This is a genomic window from Lentzea sp. NPDC060358 (genome assembly GCF_042725365.1).
In the GTDB taxonomy this organism is placed as follows: Bacteria; Actinomycetota; Actinomycetes; order Mycobacteriales; family Pseudonocardiaceae; genus Lentzea.
In genome coordinates this window covers 1-17,608 of sequence record NZ_JBHXCW010000164.1, presented here as the reverse complement: position 1 = coordinate 17,608, position 17,608 = coordinate 1, and the positions used below count along the sequence as shown (strand labels likewise).

General features: G+C 74.1%; 14 protein-coding genes and 1 pseudogene. 8 read left to right on the top strand and 7 right to left on the bottom strand.

All coding sequences use genetic code 11. From position 1 onward, the window contains the following. The 5 genes from ACFWGZ_RS28455 to ACFWGZ_RS28435 form a co-directional block, all read left to right on the top strand. On the top strand, positions 1-2,269 hold a 2,269-nt coding region (locus ACFWGZ_RS28455; protein WP_382454648.1), incomplete at its 5' end, for a lantibiotic dehydratase. After that, positions 2,266-3,342, top strand: a complete 1,077-nt coding sequence (locus tag ACFWGZ_RS28450; protein ID WP_382454647.1) for a hypothetical protein — start codon at positions 2,266-2,268, stop codon at positions 3,340-3,342. The genes ACFWGZ_RS28455 and ACFWGZ_RS28450, both read left to right, overlap by 4 nt. Before the next feature lie 5 nt (positions 3,343-3,347). After that, complete coding sequence (locus tag ACFWGZ_RS28445; RefSeq protein ID WP_382454646.1) at positions 3,348-4,730, top strand: hypothetical protein; 1,383 nt, start codon at positions 3,348-3,350, stop codon at positions 4,728-4,730. Next, complete coding sequence (locus tag ACFWGZ_RS28440; RefSeq protein WP_382454645.1) at positions 4,727-6,211, top strand: YcaO-like family protein; 1,485 nt, start codon at positions 4,727-4,729, stop codon at positions 6,209-6,211. The genes ACFWGZ_RS28445 and ACFWGZ_RS28440 overlap by 4 nt, the downstream gene beginning before the upstream one ends. 8 nt (positions 6,212-6,219) lie before the next feature. Then, entirely contained in the window at positions 6,220-7,722 is a 1,503-nt protein-coding gene (locus ACFWGZ_RS28435) for a thiopeptide-type bacteriocin biosynthesis protein (RefSeq protein ID WP_382454644.1), read from the top strand. Between the two features lie 34 nt (positions 7,723-7,756). Here the strand turns inward: ACFWGZ_RS28435 and ACFWGZ_RS28430 are convergent, their stop codons facing one another. Continuing rightward, positions 7,757-8,410 (bottom strand): hypothetical protein, encoded by a 654-nt coding sequence (locus ACFWGZ_RS28430; protein ID WP_382454643.1) that lies wholly within the window; start codon positions 8,408-8,410, stop codon positions 7,757-7,759. 126 nt (positions 8,411-8,536) lie between these two features. Here ACFWGZ_RS28430 and ACFWGZ_RS28425 point away from each other — a divergent pair, with 126 nt between their 5' ends. After that, on the top strand, positions 8,537-9,250 hold the full coding sequence (locus ACFWGZ_RS28425) for a GntR family transcriptional regulator (RefSeq protein ID WP_382454642.1): 714 nt from the start codon (positions 8,537-8,539) through the stop codon (positions 9,248-9,250). Between the two features lie 160 nt (positions 9,251-9,410). Here ACFWGZ_RS28425 and ACFWGZ_RS28420 read toward each other — a convergent pair whose 3' ends face one another. Continuing rightward, entirely contained in the window at positions 9,411-11,504 is a 2,094-nt protein-coding gene (locus tag ACFWGZ_RS28420) for a helix-turn-helix domain-containing protein (protein WP_382454641.1), read from the bottom strand. Positions 11,505-11,562: 58 nt separating this feature from the next. Here ACFWGZ_RS28420 and ACFWGZ_RS28415 point away from each other — a divergent pair, with 58 nt between their 5' ends. Both ACFWGZ_RS28415 and ACFWGZ_RS28410 read left to right on the top strand, forming a co-directional pair. Beyond that, positions 11,563-12,192 (top strand): DedA family protein, encoded by a 630-nt coding sequence (locus ACFWGZ_RS28415; protein ID WP_382454640.1) that lies wholly within the window; start codon positions 11,563-11,565, stop codon positions 12,190-12,192. Between the two features lie 173 nt (positions 12,193-12,365). Then, positions 12,366-13,205 (top strand): alpha/beta fold hydrolase, encoded by an 840-nt coding sequence (locus ACFWGZ_RS28410; RefSeq protein WP_382454639.1) that lies wholly within the window; start codon positions 12,366-12,368, stop codon positions 13,203-13,205. On the opposite strand, the gene ACFWGZ_RS28405 is transcribed toward ACFWGZ_RS28410, so the two are convergent. The 5 genes and pseudogenes from ACFWGZ_RS28405 to ACFWGZ_RS28385 all read right to left on the bottom strand — a co-directional run. Beyond that, positions 13,132-14,286 carry a macrolide family glycosyltransferase gene (locus tag ACFWGZ_RS28405; protein ID WP_382454638.1) on the bottom strand — a complete coding sequence of 385 codons (1,155 nt, stop codon included), beginning with the start codon at positions 14,284-14,286 and terminating at the stop codon, positions 13,132-13,134. The two genes, ACFWGZ_RS28410 and ACFWGZ_RS28405, sit on opposite strands and share 74 nt — an antisense overlap. A gap of 32 nt (positions 14,287-14,318) precedes the next feature. After that, positions 14,319-15,230 carry a Gfo/Idh/MocA family protein gene (locus tag ACFWGZ_RS28400; RefSeq protein ID WP_382454637.1) on the bottom strand — a complete coding sequence of 304 codons (912 nt, stop codon included), beginning with the start codon at positions 15,228-15,230 and terminating at the stop codon, positions 14,319-14,321. Between the two features lie 5 nt (positions 15,231-15,235). Next, on the bottom strand, positions 15,236-16,303 hold the full coding sequence (locus ACFWGZ_RS28395) for an ABC transporter permease (protein WP_382454636.1): 1,068 nt from the start codon (positions 16,301-16,303) through the stop codon (positions 15,236-15,238). Between the two features lies 1 nt (position 16,304). Further along, a complete protein-coding gene (locus tag ACFWGZ_RS28390) occupies positions 16,305-17,174 on the bottom strand; it encodes an ABC transporter ATP-binding protein (protein WP_382454635.1) in 870 nt (289 codons plus the stop codon). Between the two features lie 123 nt (positions 17,175-17,297). Then, positions 17,298-17,608: pseudogene (locus tag ACFWGZ_RS28385) on the bottom strand (formate dehydrogenase accessory sulfurtransferase FdhD); the annotation flags it as partial.

The window sequence follows — 17,608 nt, the reverse complement described above, 5'->3', positions numbered from 1 at the left end:
GGTCGAGAGCGAGCTGCTCGCGCTGGCCGGGCCGCTGGGCGACCTGCTGCACGACAGCGCCGGCGAGGACCGCCGGGTGGTGCTGCCGTTGCGCCGCGACGTCCACAACGGACGGACACCGCGCCCCGCCCTGCGCGCCGCCGCCGGACCGCTCGCCGAACGGGTCCCGCAGCTCGTCCGGTGGTTCGCGCTGCTCGACGAACGCCGCGCGCTCGCCGACGAGGCGCAGGCCCTGTTCCCCGAGGCCCTCGAGGCCGAACGCGCGGTGCTCGCGTCGGTGTGCGCCGGGGAACCGCTGCGGCGCGCGGCCGTGCTGAGCGGGCGCGACCTGTGGCACGGCCTCGACCGCGCCGGCGCCGGTGACCGGCGGGCCCGCAAGGCCGAGCCGTCCGTGCTGCGCTACGCCCTGCGCGCCACCGCGAAGACCAGTCCCCTGTCCTGGTACGCCTCGGTCGGCTGGGCCACGTGGTCGCCGGACGCGCCCGCGCCGCACTGGGACACGCCGGTCGCCGTGACGCGGGTCAGCCAGGTGCTGCTGACCCGGCTGGTCGCCGCCCTGGTCTCCGACCGCACCCTGCTCTTCGACCACCCGCACCGCCTCGCGCCGGACGTGCACGAGGAGGCGGCGCGGATGAGGTTCCGCCGCGACGTACCCGCCACCGGGCCGTTGCGCGCGTCCGTCGGCGTCGAGGAGAGCGTCGAACTGGCGTCGAGCCCGCCGCTGCGGTTCCTCGCCGGCCTCACCGCCGCGAACCCCAAGGGCATCAGCCCCGCCGAGCTCGCGAGCGCGCTCGCCACCCGCCTGCCCGACGGCGAGGCGCACCGGGCGCAGGGCTACGTCGCGCTGCTGCTCGACATCAAGCTGCTGGTCCCGGTGCTGCCGGTCGACCCGCAGGACCCGCACGCCTGCCCCGCGCTGGCCTCGTGGCTGCGCGACACCGGCCGGTCCGCGATCGCCGACCGCGTCCTCGCGATCCACCGCGCCACCACGGCGTTCGCCGACCTCGACGCCACCGCGCGTCCCGAGGCGCTGCAAGACCTCTTCGAGGCGTGGGAGTCGCTGGGCGCGCTGGTCGGCACCGACCTCGGCGGGGTCGCGCCGGTGAGCGAGGACGTCGTGCTGCCGCAACCGGTTCGCCTCGGCCGCCGGCACGGCTACGACGGCGTGCGGTCGCTGGCCTCGCTCACACCGCTGCTGATGCTCTTCGACCGGCACCTCGCGATCCGGCGGGACTCGCGCGACCGGTTCGTGCAGGAGTTCGGCCGCGGCGGGTCCGCCCGCCTCGCCGCCTGCGCTCCCGTGCTGCACGAGGCGATGTCCGGCGCGCCGACCGGCGGGCTCGGGGCGAGCCGGGCACAGGTGGCGGACCTGGTGCGGGACGGCGAGATCACCGACGAGGCGGTCGAGGCCGCCGCGGACCTGCTGCCCGCGTGGATGAAGACCCGTCCGGTGTCGTACTCGTTCTTCGCGCAGCCGACCGGGACCGGTCTCGTCGTCAACCACGTCTACGACGGCTTCGGCCGCTTCCCCGGCCGGTTCCTCGACCTGCTGCCACCCGAGGCCTACGCGACCGTCCGGGCCACTTTGGACGGTGTGTTCCCGCGCGGGTTCGCCGAGTACCGGCCGGTGCAGGGCTTCACCCCGAACCTGCACCCGCTGCTCGGCCGCGCGGAGATCGGCGACGACCCGCGCTGGGCCGACCACACGCCGGACGCGTTCGAGCTGTTCCACGACCAGGAGCAGGACGAGCTGCGGCTGCGGCGCCGCGACTCCGGCGCCGTCGTGGACGTGCTCTACCTCGGCTACCTGATGCCGGTCTCGCTGCCCGACCGCGCCGCCGCCCTGCACGCCGACCTGGCCTGCGGCGCCGCCGACCTCACGCCACTGCAACCGATCGCGGAGTCGTCCGGTGTCCGGGTCGCCGGGCGCCTGCGCTACCGCGACGTGCTGCTCGCGCGCCGCTCGTGGGACTTCCCCGCGCCGGCGCTGTCCGGTGTGGCCGAGGTGGCCGCGTTCCGCGCCCGGCACGGGCTGCCGGCCCAGCTGTTCGCCGGCATGGGCGGCGAGATCACCTCGCGCGAGGACTTCGAGGCGCGCGTGAACGGGCCGAAGCCGCAGTACCTCGACCTCACCAACGCGCTGCACCTGCGCTGCCTGCCGCGCCTGCTGTCCCGCTACCCCGGCCGCGTGCGGCTCACCGAGGCGCTGCCGGTGCCGTCGGGACAGGTGCTCGAAATCGTCGCGGAGACCTACCGGAGGGCCGGATGACCGACGTCGTCTGCTGCTACCACGACCCGGTCAAGGCGCCGCTGCTGCGCGACGGCGTGCTGCCCGCCCTGGCCGCGGTGACGTCGTCGTTCCCCGATGTCGCCGGGCACGTCGAACGCCACTGGCTGCACGGCCCGCACGTGCGGGTGCGGCTCCTCGGTCCGTCCGCGGAGGGGGCGGCACTGCTGCTGGCCACCCTGCTGCGGTCGTACGTGGCCGCCAATCCGTCCACTGTGGAGCTCTCCGAGGACGCCCAGCTCGCCCACGCCCGGTCCGCCGCCCTGGCCGAGCTGCTGCTGCCGCCGTTCACCCCGTTGCACCCCAACAACTCCGTGCGGATCGAACCGACCTCGGTCGCCCGCCTGCGCGAACTGCTGCCCGCCGAACAGATCTCGTTGCGCTTCGAGGGACTGCGGCTCGGCGTGCCCGCGTTGCGCGAGTCGCTGGACGTGCCGCGCGCGACGCTGGCGCTCACCGCGATGGCCGTCCACGCCGGCCGCTACCCCGGCGGCCTGCGGTACGGCTACCACTCGTTCCTCTCGCACGTCGAGGACTTCCTGCTCGCCGGCGATCCCACCGGGTCCGTGCGCGCCAAGCTCGACTCCCTGTGGGAGACCCACGCCGAGACCGCCCGCGCCCTGGTCTCCCGCGTCGCGCTCGGCCACCCCACCACGCAGCTGGAAGCCGCCTGGCAGACCTGGACCATCGCGCTGCGGCTGCGGTCCGAGGCCTCCTACGACGCGGGGCTGCTCGACGAGGTCAACCCGCGGCACGGCGAACGCGCGCACGAGATCGGCGACCCCGCCACCGTCCGGCGCTACGACTACGGCGAGCGCACGACGTTCAGCGAGTACCACACGGCGCTGTGGAACGCGGACCTCACCGACCCGGCGATCCGGCGGAACATGACCGTCTACCGCCTGGGCACCAACGTCCTGTACCAGCTGCTGGCCATCTGCGACGTGACGCCGATGGAGCGCTATGCCGCCGCGCACCTGCTGAGCCGCGCCGCTCAGCAGGTGTGCGGCACCACCTGGCAGGAGCAGTTCGCCGCCCTCCCGAAGGCGGGGTGAGGCCCGTGCTGGTGCGGCTGCGCCCCGTCGTGCGCGCCACCCCGACGGCGAACGGCCTGCACCTGCGCGGCTGGGCGTCGGCCTGCACGATCACGGGCGGCGCGGGGCTGTGGAAGGTGTGGCAGCGCCTCGAACCGCAGCTGCGCGCCGGGGTCGCCGAGGACGCGCTGGGTGTTCCCGACGGCACGGCGCCGGCGGTGCGCGCGGCCGTGGAGCTGGTCCTGGAGCAGTTGCGGGAGCACGACATGCTCTGGACGTCGCGGCCGTGGGGTGCCGACGCACCGGAGCCGGAGATCCGGGACTGGCTGGAGTCGGCGGCCCCGGATCCGGTCGGTGCCTGGCGACGGCTGCGGTCCGCGGTGGCCGAGGTGACCGGGAGCGGTCCGCTGGCGGAGGCCGTGGTGCGGTCGGCGCGGGCCACGGGCCTGTCCGCGCGGCTGCGCCCCGGAACCGGCAGCGAGGTCCGGCTCTCGGCGGGAGGTTTTGTCGTCCAGGCGGGGTGCGGTGCCGACGTCGGCTACGTCCTGCCGGCCACGGGATCGTCTTCTTCATTCGACACTGAAGTCATCACCCGCACTGCGGCCAGGCTCGGTCTCGTCGAGGACGCCGCCGGGGTCCTCGCCACCCTGGTCGGGTGCGCCGCGGTGCACCGCCTGCTGTGCGCGCTGATCGGGCTGGACGACCCCGCCGGGGCGCTGGTGGCCCGCACCGGTCCCCTGCGGTCGAGCCACCACCCGCTGCTGGCCGGTCCGCCGCCGCAGAACGTCCTGGAGGCCCTCACCGACGAGGAGCTGGGCCCGGCAGGCCCGCCGGTGCTCGGTTCCCAGGTCCCGGTCAACCTGGCCACCTGCGACGGCGCCCTCGGCATCGGCACCACGGCCGACGACGCCCGGCTCGACGCCGCCCTGAAGGCCCTCAAGTCCGACGGTGTGATCGGCGTCGGCGACCTGCACGCCCGTGGCGCCGCACTGCGCGTCGCCGCGCGTCACGTCCCCGGCGAGCCGGCCGACCCCGCCGGGTGGACCACCGACCGCGCCGCCCGCCGGTGGTGGAAGGCGCTGACCGTGCGCTTCGGGCAGCCCGCCGTCGTCGACGTCCGCGAGCTCGCCCGCGGCGCCTACCGGGCGGAAGTCCGCCAGGGACAACAGGTGCTGGCCTGGGCGGTCGAGGCGACGGCGGCACGGGCGGTGGCGTTCGCGGGCCTCGCGGCCACCGGCCACGCCCAGGCGGGCCGCGACGGCACGGCGCACGTCCACGGCGCCGGTCCCGGCGACGAGGAGCTCCAGCACGTGCTGGAACGGCTGCCGGGTGTGCGGATCACGCCGCTCCCGCTCGACGCCGAACTCACCTGCGCCGGACTCGTCGCCTACGCGGTGGACGCCCGATGACCCGGGCGGATGGCGGACTCGTCCTCGTCGGCCCGGCGAGCGAGGAGTGCGCGGAGCACTCGGAACGGGCGCGGCTGGCGGTGAACGGCGCTCCCGCGCACGCCGTCGTGGGCGGCCTGGTCGCACCGGCCTTCCGGCCGCTCGTGGACCTGCTGCATCCGCAGGCGGACAGCGTGATCGCGCTCCGCACAGACCTCGGGGTGGTGTCCACCCACCAGCTCACCTGCTGTCCCGTGGACACCCCGGCACCCCCCACGGCCATCGAACCGAACGCCCTCCGGTCCGCCAACGACCTGACCACGGTGGACAGGCTCCGGACGCTGGTCGACTTCCGCTACGGCCCGATCCCCGCCCTGTTCCGCGCGGGCCACCTCCCCCTGGCCACCGTCACCGCCGAGCTCGACCACCACACCGCCGGTCACGGCCGCACGACCACGTTCGACGAGGCCGAGCGCGTGGCGATCTTCGAAGCGGTCGAACGCCTGAACGGCCTGCGCCCCCGCCACGGCGCCGCGGTCGAGGCGTCCTTCGCGGAACTCGGCGACCGGGCGCTGGACCCCGCGCGGCTGGGCCTGTGCGACTTCGGCGACCGCTACACCCCGGACCTGCGCCTGCGGTGGGTGCGGGGCTGGTCCCACACCGCCCGGGAACCGGTCCTCGTCCCGGAGCAGATCGCGTACTACGGCGCGCAGACACCGCCGGAGCAGCGGTTCGTGTACGAGACGTCCAACGGCTGCGGGCTCGGCAACAGCCTCACCGAGGCGGTGCTGCACGGCCTGTTCGAGGTCGCCGAACGCGACGCGTTCCTCCTGGCCTGGTACGGGCGGACACCGCTGGCGCGGCTGGAGGTCCCGGACGACCCGCTGCTGCACCACCTCACCGACCGGCTCGAGGAACGCGGCTACGAGCTGCTGTTCCTGGACGCCACCACCGACCTCGGCGTTCCGGCCGTCCTCACCCTGGCGCGGACCGGCGACGACCTGCCCAGGGCGTTCTTCGCCGCGGGCGCGAGCCCCGACCCGGTGCGGGCGATGCGCTCGGCGGCGGTCGAGGTCGCCGTGGACGTCGAGTCGTTCGCCGACCGGGTCCGCGCCCGTCCCGGCGACTACGCCGGGGAACGCCTGCGCCGGCTGCTGGACGACCCGGCGCTGGTCAGGACGATGGACGACCACGTCGCCGTCAACACCCTCCCGGAAGCCGCGCACCGCCACGACTTCCTCGTCGGTGACACGACGACCGCACTGGCCGACGAGCGCGACCACACGAGCCTCGAGGAGCTCCTGGAGCGCTACGCCGCCCGGCTGGAGGTGATCGCGGTCGACCAGACCGACCCGGTGACGGCGAGCCGGTTCGGCCTGCACTGCGCCAAGGTGCTCGTGCCGGGGGCGCTGCCGATGACGTTCGGCCACCTCCAGCGCCGCACCCGCGGCCTGCCCCGGCTCGCCGAGCTGCGCAACCCGCACCCGCACCCGTTCCCGTAGGAGCAGCTGTGACCTGGACCGGCCTGCACTGCAGGGTCAACTGGAAACGAGCCGACGTCGACACGTTCGTCGCCGACTCCCTCGCCCCCGCCCTGGCGGGCCGCGAGTGGTTCTTCCTGCGGTACTGGGAGTCCGGCCCGCACCTGCGCGTCCGCTTCCGGGGCGACCCCGGCGACCTCCGCGCCGAGCTGGCGGCGCTCGTCGCGGCCCAGGACTTCGCCACCACCGACGACGAACCGGGCTGGTGGCCGCACGGCGACGTCCGCGTGGTCGAGTACGTCCCGGAGACCGCGCGGTACGGCGGCCGGGAGGCCCTGCCCGTCGCGGAGGACCTCTTCTGCCGCAGCACCGAGGTCGCGGTGGCCGTCCTGCGGGCCGCCCGCACGGACAGCGCCCGCCTCAGCGCCGCCATCGGGCTCGTCATGGCCACCGCCGCGGCGCTCGACCTCGACCTGCCGCGGGCCGCGTCCTGGCTGCGCACCCTCGGCACGGGCTGGCGCACCGTCTCCGAGTGGGCGCCGGCACCGACCATCGGCTCCCACATCGCCGCGCACCAGCTCCTCTCCCAGCGCGGGCAGGACCTCGCCGAGCGGTGGCACCGCGAACCGACCGGCGCCGTCGCGTACTGGGTGGACAAGATCCGCGCCGCGCGCCCGAAGCTCGGCGCCTGGCTGCCGCACGTCTGGGCCTCCCAGCTGCACATGCTGCTCAACCGCCTGGGCATCAGCCCCAACGAGGAACGCATGATCTGCTGGACCGCCGCGGCCGCCGCCCTGTCCCCCACGGGCCTGACCGGCTTCCACGACGACGGCGCCACCGCACCGGACCGCCGCTACCTGGAGGCGAGCAAGTTCCTGCCGGGCTTCACCGAACAGCTCCCGCGCACGTCACCACCGAGCGCGCCGCAGTTCGCGCCCTGGCTCCCCACGACCCCGTTGCAGTCCACAGTGGACGACATGCTGGCCGCCGCGCTCCGGTCCCGCCGCACGAGCCGCGAGCTCGGGGGCACCCTGACCGCGGACCAGCTCGGCACGCTGCTGTGGACCGCCATGGCACCGAGCGACGGCCGCAGGCCCTACCCGAGCGCCGGCGCCCGCTACTGCGCCCGCGTCCGGCTGATCGCGCTGGACGTCGACGGCCTGGCACCGGGCCGGTACGAGGTGGACGAGACGACCCAGACCCTGGTCCGCCTGGGCGACGCGCCGTCGGTCGAGGACCTCGAGGCCACCTCGATGTGGTTCGGCGCCGGGGCGACCGAGCTCGCGGGCACCCCGGCGGTCCTCGCGCTCTACGTCCGGATCGGGATGCTGCGCGAGACGTACGGCCTGCGGGCGCTGCGGTTCGCGTTCACCGAGGCCGGGCACCTCGCCCAGAACCTCACCGTGACCGCGGCGCACCACGACGTCCGCACCGGACTCGTCGGCGGGTTCTACGACGACCTAGCGCACGACGTCATCGGTCTCGACGGCGTGGACGACGCGCTCGTGTACTTCCTGCCGCTGGCCGCCTGACGGGTCCCGGCCGCGACAGCCGCGGCCGGGGGCGTCAGCCCAGGTGCCGGGTGATCCGGTCGAACTCCGCCGCCATCTCCGGCGACGACAGGAAGTCGCCGAGCGGCGCGGAGACCTCGAAGTCGACCGACTCGAGCGACCGGATCGCGAGCTGCACCACCAGCTCCGGGTCGCGGTCGGCGAGGAAACCCGCCCAGTGCTCCAGGGCTTCCAGCGCCCAGAGCACTTGCGGTTCCATGTCGCCGTCGGACAGCGTGCCCTCGTCGATCGTGCCGAGCCACGCCCGGAGGCTCTCCGGCGTGCTGCCCGCCGGGTCCGCGCAGGCCTGCTCGAACGCCCGCCGGGCGTCCTCGTCGAACTCGGCCTCCGCCGCGTCCGCCAGGTCGTCGCGCGTGGTCAGCAGGACCACCGTCTCCGCGCCGAACCGGTGCCGCTTCTCGTCGTCGGCTCCCGCGACCAGGTCGCGGACCGCCTGCTCCACCTCGCTGTAGTGCACCCCACCATCCAACCAGGACCCGCGCGGTCTGATCTCCGCGGAGTCGAGCGGGGTGCCGACGGCCGGTTCGATCGCCGCGGCGGCCCGTGCGTCGCGGAACCGGCGCTCGATGCCGAGGTCACGCTGGGTCCCGCACACCTTCGTCGCGAGGTCCGTCACCGCGACGGCTGCCTCGGCCGGGTCGGATGTCACGGGTGGCCGCGCGACGGCCGGGGTCTCGCCATCACATGCCCGGCACGATTGCATACAGCATACAGATAGCCTCACTCGATTGCTGTGAAGTGCTTTTTGCATACCAAAAGCTGTATTCTGCCCGGCATGACCTCTTCGCCCAGTGGCCGCCGGGCATCCCGCAGCTCCCTCAGCGCCGCGGCCAGCCGCCGGGTCGAACGGCCGGCGCCGCTGCGAGAGGCCGTCTACGACGCACTGCTCGAGCTCATCGTCAACCGCACCCTCACCCCCGGCCAGCACCTGGTCGAGGCCGAGCTGGCCGAGTACCTGGGCGTGAGCAGGCAGCCGGTGCGCGAGGCGTTGCAGCGCCTGCAGACCGACGGGTGGGTCGACCTGCGGCCCGCCCAGGGCGCCTTCGTGCACACCCCGACCGAGGAGGAGGCCGACCAGCTGCTCGCGGTCCGCAGCGTGCTGGAAACCTACTCCGCCAAGCTCGCGGCCGAGCACGCGACCGCCCAGGACGTGAAGCAGCTCAGGAAGCTGCAGAAGGCGGGCGAGGACGCGCTGGCCGCCGCCGACGTGGACCGCCTGGTCGACGCGAACGCGAACCTGCACGCGGCCGTCGCGGCGATCGGCCGCAACAAGGTCCTGGCCGAGATGATCGGCTTGGTCGACCGCCGGGTCCGCTGGTACTACACCCCGATCGCCCGCCCGCGCAGCCGCGACTCGTGGAACGAGCACGCCGAGCTGATCGCGGCCATCGCGGACGGCGACGGCGACCGGGCCGGCGAGGTCATGCACCGCCACGCGGAGCAGACCCGCCAGACCTACCACGACCGCAGGACCTCGGAGAGCGACTGAGACACGGCACCTGCTGATCGCCGTGGCGCACACGATGGACGACGCGGCGGGCCGCGTGGTCGTCACGGTCGCCGAGGCGATGGCCGAGACGGACGCCACTGCGTCGGTGCTTTGACGGGCCATTCGCAGGCTGACCGGGCCGCCGTCCGAGCCGGCCCGGTCAGCGTGAACGGGCCAGGTGCTCCTGGAGCCGGGCGTGCCGGAACTGGTGGACCGCGCCTGCCCGGCGCAGCACACCGCGCCGGTGGGCGTCGTCGAGGAACGCGGGCAACCGCCACGGCAGGCGCCCGGTCAGCGGCAGCCACACCCGCGCGAACACCACCCACTGGCCCCACGCGGTCAGGCTCAGCACGTACGCGAGCCCTCCCCCGGCACCGCCGACGACACCGAGCGTCAGCGCCGTCGCGGGGCTCCACAGCACCGGCAGCCCCAGCGCCGCCAGCCCGTGCGCGACCGCCCACGTGGCCGCGACGACGACCACCACGAACACCGGCACCATCAACGCCACCAGCGCGAGCACCGCCCGCCGGTTCGCCCGCAGCAGGCCGTCCGGGCTCAGCGCCGCCCGCACGTCGAGCGGTGCCTCCAGCGCGGCGACCAGTGCGAAGACCAGGCCGGCGCCGAGCCCGAACACCAGCGCGAACGCCCCGGCGTCGACGGCCACCGCGGCACCCAGCCGGTGACCGGGCAGGGCCGGCCAGTGCGCCAGCGCCCGCACCAGCCCGTAGGCGGCGCCGACCGCCCCTCCGAACCCCAGCCCGAGCAGGCCGCGCACCCACACCCGCCTGCCGCCGTGCCCCCGCAGCCGCAACCGGGTCCGCACGGGCCGCAACGGCGCCCGCCGCGTCACGTGCCACTGCGCCACGCCGAAGACCGTTCCGGTGACCAGGCCGATCATCACCGCGAAGAGCCAGCCCCGCGCCGAGACCTCCCAGGCCAGCAGCGACTCGCCCACGAGGTCGGCCAGCCCGACCGCGGCCCCCACCACCAGCCCGGTCACCCGCGGCGACGTGCCGAACCGCCACCACGCGACGTCGTGCGTGCCGAGGCGCGTGAGGTGCGTGGCGAGGTGCGCGAGCCACGGCCGCACGCGTTCCGCCTCGGCTCCGTACACCGCGGGGACGAAGCTCGCGAGCAGGTGCCGTTCGATCTCGCCGGGCGTGCCCAGCTCCAGCAGCTCGGCCGGGTCGTGGTCGGGGGTGTCGCTGTAGACGCGCCGCGCGAGCGACACCATCAACGGCGTCGTCAGGGCCTCGGCCGGCGGGCCGCCCGCGGCCACCTCGTCGAGCACGGGCTTCCAGAGGCCGGGCTTGCGGGTGGTGCGCGGCAGGTACGCGGCGAGGTCGTCCCCGGTCAGGCCGGTCAGCACCACCGCGGCCGCGGACGTCAGCACGTCGGTGCCGGACACCGCGTCGCGGTACTCGTCCACGCGGCTCGTCAGCAGCAGCGGCAACGTGGTCGCGTTCAACTCGGTGAGCGCCGGCCGGTGCAGCCCCGCCGCGATCTCGTCGAACCCGTCCAGCACCGGCAGCACCCGCTGCGAGTCCACCAGGGCCGAGGCGAGCGTCCCGCCCGGTCCCGGCGCGCCGAGGAACGGGTGGTCGCGGACCAGCTGCTCGGCCAGCCAGTCGCGCAGGCCGACCCGTCCGGGGTGCCACGAGCCGAGGCCGAAGACCACCGGCACCGGGCCGGCCGCGTCCCCCGCCGCGAGCAGGCCGAGGACGAACCGCGTGGTCAGCACCGTCTTGCCGGACCCGGCCCGCCCGAGCACCACGAGCCGCCGCGACGGGACCCTCCGGTAGACCTCGACGACCTGGTCGAGGCGTCCCGCCAGGTCGACCTCGCCGCCGATGTTGAGCCAGCTGTCCCGCAACGCCGCGGGTGCGGCCTCCCAGCGCACGGGCAGCGGCACCGGGTCGTGGACCTGCCGCAGCTCCTCCTCGCGCCGCCACCGGGCCCCGACCGCGACCTTCAGCGTCTCGGCGGCCTCGCGCAGCGGGTCGAACCGCACCGGTTCGGCGGCCGGCGGCCCGGCACCGCCCGCCGCCGCGACCAGTTCGGCCCGTTCGGCCGCGGAGAGCTCCAGCGCGTCGGCCAGCGCGCGCACGGTGGCCATGCGCGGATCGGTGCGTTCACCCGTTTCCAGCCCTCGGACCGTGCGGATGCCGACGGCCGCGCGGTGCGCGAGCGCCTCCTGGCTCAATCCCGCCCGCTGCCGCCATCCGCGCAGCAGTGGGCCGAGCTCGCTCGCCACGACCGCCCCCTCGTCCGGATGATCGGGAGCGTACCGAGACCGGGCCGTTCTGTGGCCGATGCCGGCGAGGTGGGGGAAGATCGCGGACGTGCTCGCGCAGTGGCTCCACACCGTCCCACCGCTGGTCGTCTACGTCGTCGTCGGCCTGGTGGTGGGCATCGAGAGCGTCGGGATCCCGGTGCCCGGCGAGATCGTGCTCGTCGCGGCGGCGTTGATGGCCTCGCACCACGACGGCGTCTCGCCGCTGGTCGTCGGCATCTCCGCGTCCGCCGGGGCGATCATCGGCGACAGCGTCGGCTACGCGCTGGGCAAGCGGTTCGGCCCGCGCGTCTTCGCGTGGGCGGGCGAGAAGTTCCCCCGGCACTTCGCCCCCGCCAAGGTCGACCGCGCCCGCGGCGTGTTCGAGCGCTTCGGCGCGTGGGCGGTGTTCTTCGGCCGGTTCGTGGCGCTGCTGCGGATCCTGTCCGGTCCGCTCGCGGCCACGATGGGCATGCACTACGGGAAGTTCCTGCTGGCCAACGCCGCGGGCGGCATCGCGTGGGCCGGGGGCACGACGGCGGCCGTCTACTTCGTCGGAGAGGCCGCCGAGCACTACCTCGCCGAGTTCTCGTGGGTGGCGCTGGTCGTCGTCCTGGTGGCGGTGGTGGCGTTCAGCGTCCGGGCCCGGCTCCGCCGTTCACACCGATGACCTGCCCGGCCGCCGGCGAGGTGAGGAACGCGGCCACCGCCGGCGGGTCGTGGTGCCGCCCGCGGTGTCACGACCACGTCCACGAGGACGGCAGGCCGATCGGCCTGTCAGCCCAGCGGGGCGCACGTCGGTGACTACGCTGTCCAGACCCGACCCGACTGGGGAGAACCCGCATGGAAACCCACGTTCTCGACACCGGTGGCGCGGCGATCACCTACGACGTGAGCGGCGAGGGCCGCCCGTTGATGATGATCGGCCAGCCCATGGACGCGAGCGGCTTCACGGCCCTGCGCGCCCAGTTCCCCGACCGCAAGGTGATCACCTACGACCCGCGCGGGCTCGGGCGCAGCACCCGGTCCGACGGCCGCACCGACAACACGCCGCAGACGCAGGCGGCGGACGTCCACGCGGTCATCCAGGCCGTCGGCGGCCCGGTCGACCTGTTCGCCTCCAGCGGCGGCGCGGTCACGGCCCTCGAACTGGTCGCGTCCTACCCGGACGACGTGGTCACGCTGGTGGCGCACGAGCCGCCGATCATCGACGTCCTGCCCGACGCGGCCGCCGCGCGCCGCGCCCGCGACGGCTTCATGGACGCCTACCAGGCCCGGGGCCAGGGCGCGGGCATGGCGGCGTTCCTGCAGATGAGCTCGCACCAGGGCGAGTTCACCGACGAGTACTTCGCCCTGCCCGCACCGGACCCCGCTCAGTTCGGCATGCCGGCCGGGGACGACGGCACGCGCGACGACCCGTTGCTGGGCACCTCGTCGCTCGCCATCACCGACTACCACCCGCGGGTCGACGAGCTGCACGCCGCGCCCACCCGCGTGGTGATCGCGGTCGGCGAGGAGACCGGTGACGCGTTCACCGCGCGGACGGCCGTCCACACGGCGAAGCTGCTCGGCCAGGAGGCCGTCGTGTTCCCGAGCCACCACGGCGGGTTCATCGGCGGCGAGTTCGGCTGGGCGGGCAAGCCGGAGGAGTTCGGCGCGAAGCTGCGCGAAGTGCTCGGCTGAGCACGACGTCGGCGGCCCTCCCGGCGCCGCCGCTGGTGTCGATGGCGGCACGCATCCGGTCGAGGTTCGCCCGGATCGTGCCGTCCGTCACGACCCGTTCGACGGCCGTGCGCAGGTCGGCGTGGTCGGTGACGTGCACGCCGAGACCGAGTGCCGCGATGTGCTCGGCGTTGGTGACCTGTTCCGGTGTCAGCGGCACCACGACGAGCGGCACGCCCTGGTGCAGTGCCTCCATCGTGGAGTTCATGCCGCCGTGGCTGATGAACGCGGTGGCGTGCTTGAGCACGGCGGGTTGCGGGAACCACGGCCGCACGTCGAAGTTGCCCGGCACGGCGGGGACGTCCCGCGCGGACATGGCCACCTGCCACCGGCCGTCGCCGAACTGCTCGGCGCACGCCCGGTAGAACGCCGGACTGCTCAACACCGACCCGAGCGAGACGTACAGCAGCGGCAGGCCGGTGCGGCTCGGCGACCACTCCTCGTCGGGCCTGCGCCCGAGCGCCGGGCCGACGAAGTGGAACGAGTCGTCGAACGTGTCGCCGAACGGCTGGAACTCGCGCGGCAGGAACACGACGCTGCACTCCTCCGGCGCGTCGACCGTGCTCCACGGGTCGAGCTCGACGTCGTGCTCGGCCGCGAACCGCTCGACGTCGTCGGCGTTGAAGGAGTCGACTTCGACGTCCATCACCTCGTGGTGCTCGTTGGACGCGGTGTGCGGCAGGGTCCGCACGGCGGGGACGCCGAGCCGCCGCGCGACGAGCCGTGCGGGCCAGTTGGTGGCGTCGTAGCAGATCAGGTCGGGCCGGTCGGCGCCGCAGCGGTCGAGCAGGACCGGGTAGGTGGCGGCCTTCGCGGCGAAGTAGTGCCGGAACCACTCGCCGACCGGGTTCGCCGTGACCGGGCGGAACCGCGGCAGCGCCGGCAGCTCCACCCACCGCGCACCGGCCCTGGTCACCGCCTCGGCGTGCTCGGAGCCGGTCGCGTACCCGACCTCCGCACCGCGCCGCACCAGTTCCTCGACCACCGCGAGGGTGGGCGTGACGTGGCCGTGACCGGTGAGCGTGACGAACAGGATCCGCATGCCGCCGATCCTCCCGAACCGGGTCAAGCGCTTTACCGCAGGAAAGCCTCGACCACCTCGGCAACGCGCAGCCCGCTCTCGAAGTCCGCGAGGTGCCGCAGCTGTTCGCCGCGCACGGCCTGCGCGAACGACGTGAGGCGCGTGTAGTCGGATCCGGTCTGCTCCAGCGGCACCGGTTCCCAGTCACCACCGTCCGAAGTGGACAGGTTCGCCCACTGGCTCAGCCGCAGCGACCGCTCGGTGCCCCACAGCGTCCACTCGTAGACCTCGGGCCCCGCCAGTCCGGAGAACACCGACACGTGCACCGGCACGCCACCGCCGCGCAGCACGCCCCGTGCCGCTACCTCCGCCGCGCCGGCCGAGGGGAAGTCCGCCGACACCGACTCGACGGTGAGCGGTCCCAGCAGCCGGTCGGTCAGGTAGACGAAGTGCGACAGCACCTCGCGCACGAACCCGCCCTGCTCGGCGTGCGAGAGCCAGGTGGCTTCGGCCTGGAACGCCCTGGGCCACAGCGGGAACTGCAGGCGGATCTCCGCCCCGCGCAGGTCGCCGAGCTCGGGCAGGAGGCGTTCGGCCTCGAGCGTGCCCGCCATGTCCGCCAGCGCGAAGTTGACCGCGTTCGGCCGTCCCCGCGCGGCCCCGGCCATCGTCCGGGCCTCGTCGAGGTCGACGGCGAGCGGTTTCTCGCAGAACACCGCCTTGCCCGCGGCGAAGGCCTCCAGCACCGCGGAGGCGTGCGCGGCGGGCGGGGTCGCGACGTACACGGCGTCCACATCGGACAGCACCTCGCCGAGCGAGGTGACGACGGGGACGTCGAGCGTGCGCGGCGCGAGGTCGACGCCCGCGACCACGGTGTAGTCGGGATGTGCCAGCGCCGCCGTCAGCATCCGGGTGCCCATGGCTCCCAGGCCGACGACGGCGAGGCGGATCGGGTCAGCGGTCATGCGCCCTATTCTGCCGGGGCCCACGCCTTCGCGAGCTTCACCCGCGCACCGGTCTGCAGCAACGATCCGGTGTAGAGCCTCGACGCGACGAGCAGGATCACCACGACCGTGGCGGCGAGGACGCCCATCGAGACCAGGGCCTCCCACGGCTGCGCCTGCTGCGCGAACATCCGCACCGGCATCGCGACACCGGCGGTGAACGGCACGTACGACAGCACCGCGAGCGCCCCGGAGTTCTCGAACAGGAACTGCACGAGGAAGTACGGGCCCATCACCGCGAGCATCACCAGGCCCATCGTCGAGCCGAGGTCCTCCTGGCGGCTGACCAGCGCGCCCGCGACCGCCCACAGCGACGCCGTCAGCACGAACCCGAGCATCAGGAACGGCACGAACCAGCCCAGCGCGGGCACCACCACCGCCAGCAGCTCGGACAGCCCGGCGACCCGCAACGCTATCGGCGCCGTGAGCGCCAGCACCACCACTTGGCCCAGTGTCAGGATCACGTGCCCGAGGATCTTGCCCGCGAGCAGCGCCCGCACCGGCACGGTGGACACGAGGATCTCCACGATCCGCGTCTGCTTCTCGGTCACGGTGCTCTGCGCGATGGCCGCGCCGCCCATGCCGAACATCAGGAACACCAGGCCGAACACGATCACCGTGACCGACCGCTGGGCGGAGCTCACCGCGGCGGGGTCGAGCAGCTCGACCGGCGGCGACTCGACGAGCTGGCGGATGACGTCGTTGGGCGGGTCGTTGAGCGCGAGGACCTTGATCCCGCCGCCGTCGGGCACGACCGCGGCCTCGACCTCGTCGTCGCGGACCAGGTCGGAGGCCTCCTGGACGCTGCCGACCTCCCGCACGTCGAGCTGTTTGCCCTGGACCGCCTGCACGGCCGAGCCGACGGCGGCGACCTTCGGGTCGTTGCCGCCGAAGACCGTCGGCAGCACCGTGAGCGCGAACAGGCCGGCGATCGTGAAGACGAACCCGATCCAGAAGCCCTTGGAGGAGACGAGGGTCTTCATCTCCCGTTCGGCGACGAGCCAGGTCGCCTGGGTGAAGGTGGCGCGTGCCACGTCAGATCACTTCCTTGAAGATCTCGTCGAGCGTCGGCACGACCGGGGTGAACGAACGGACCTCACCGCGTTCCAGCGCGGCCTTGAGCACCTGCTGCGGCGCGGACTCGAACACGGCGCGCGGCCCGTCGAGCTCCACGACCGTCACGCCCGGCACGTCGCGGATCCAGCCCGCGTCCTGCCCGACGACGATCTCGAAGCGCTCGCCCGCGTGGCTGCGGCGCAGCTCCTCGCGCGAGCCCTTGGCCGCGATCCGGCCCTTCGAGATGATCACGACGTCGTCGCAGAGCCGTTCCACGATCGCGAGCTGGTGGCTCGAGAACAGCACGGGCGCACCGCTCGCGGCGCGCTTGCGCAGCACGTCCAGCACGGTCTCGACGGCGATCGGGTCGAGGCCGGAGAACGGCTCGTCGAGGATCAGCACGTCGGGGTCGTGCACCAGCGCGGCGGCGATCTGCACGCGCTGCTGGTTGCCGAGCGACAGCTCCTCCAGCCGGTCGCCGGCGCGCCCGGTGAGCTCCAGGTCCTCGAGCAGCGCGTCGGTGTTGGCCTGGGCCTTGGCCCGGTCCATCCCGTGCAGGCGGCCGAGCCAGGTGATCTGCTCGCGCACCTTCATCTTCGGGTAGAGCCCGCGTTCCTCGGGCATGTAGCCGAAGTCCGGCCGGTTCGACGACCCGATCTCGCTCCCCCGCCAGCTCACCGCACCCCCGTGTGCGGCGAGCACCCCCAGCACGATCCGCATCGTGGTGGTCTTGCCGGACCCGTTGGCGCCCAGGAACCCCGTCATCCGGCCGGGCTTGACGTCGAAGCTGACGTCGTCGAGCACCCGGTGGTCGCCGAAGCTCCGGCTGATCCCCCTCACAGTCAACATGGGAGAACGGTATGCCGCCGCGATCAAGATCGCGTCCGCCGCGCGGCATCATCCGCGCGGAGGACGCTGTTCGGGCTAACGCGCCGTGGCCGCGGCCCCGCGCCGGTGCGCTCCCGTGTAGACGGTCATCGCCGTGAGCACCGGGATCCCCGCCATGACGGCCTTCTGCACCAGCCCGAACGACGCCCGGCCGCTCACCATCAGCACGGCCCCTCAGCGGCAACCGACCGCCGCGGGTGGCCCGGCCGACTACCTTGTCGACGGCGTTGTGCCGGCCGACGTCCTCGCGCAGGCACAGCAGCGTGCCCGTCGGCGTCGAACAGCCCGGTGGCGTGCAGGCCTCCGGCGCGGTCGAAGACCCGTTGCGCCGCACGGAGTTTCGCCGGGAACCCGGTGCCCGCCCGCGGGCCGAGCCGGACCGGGTCGGCCGCGAC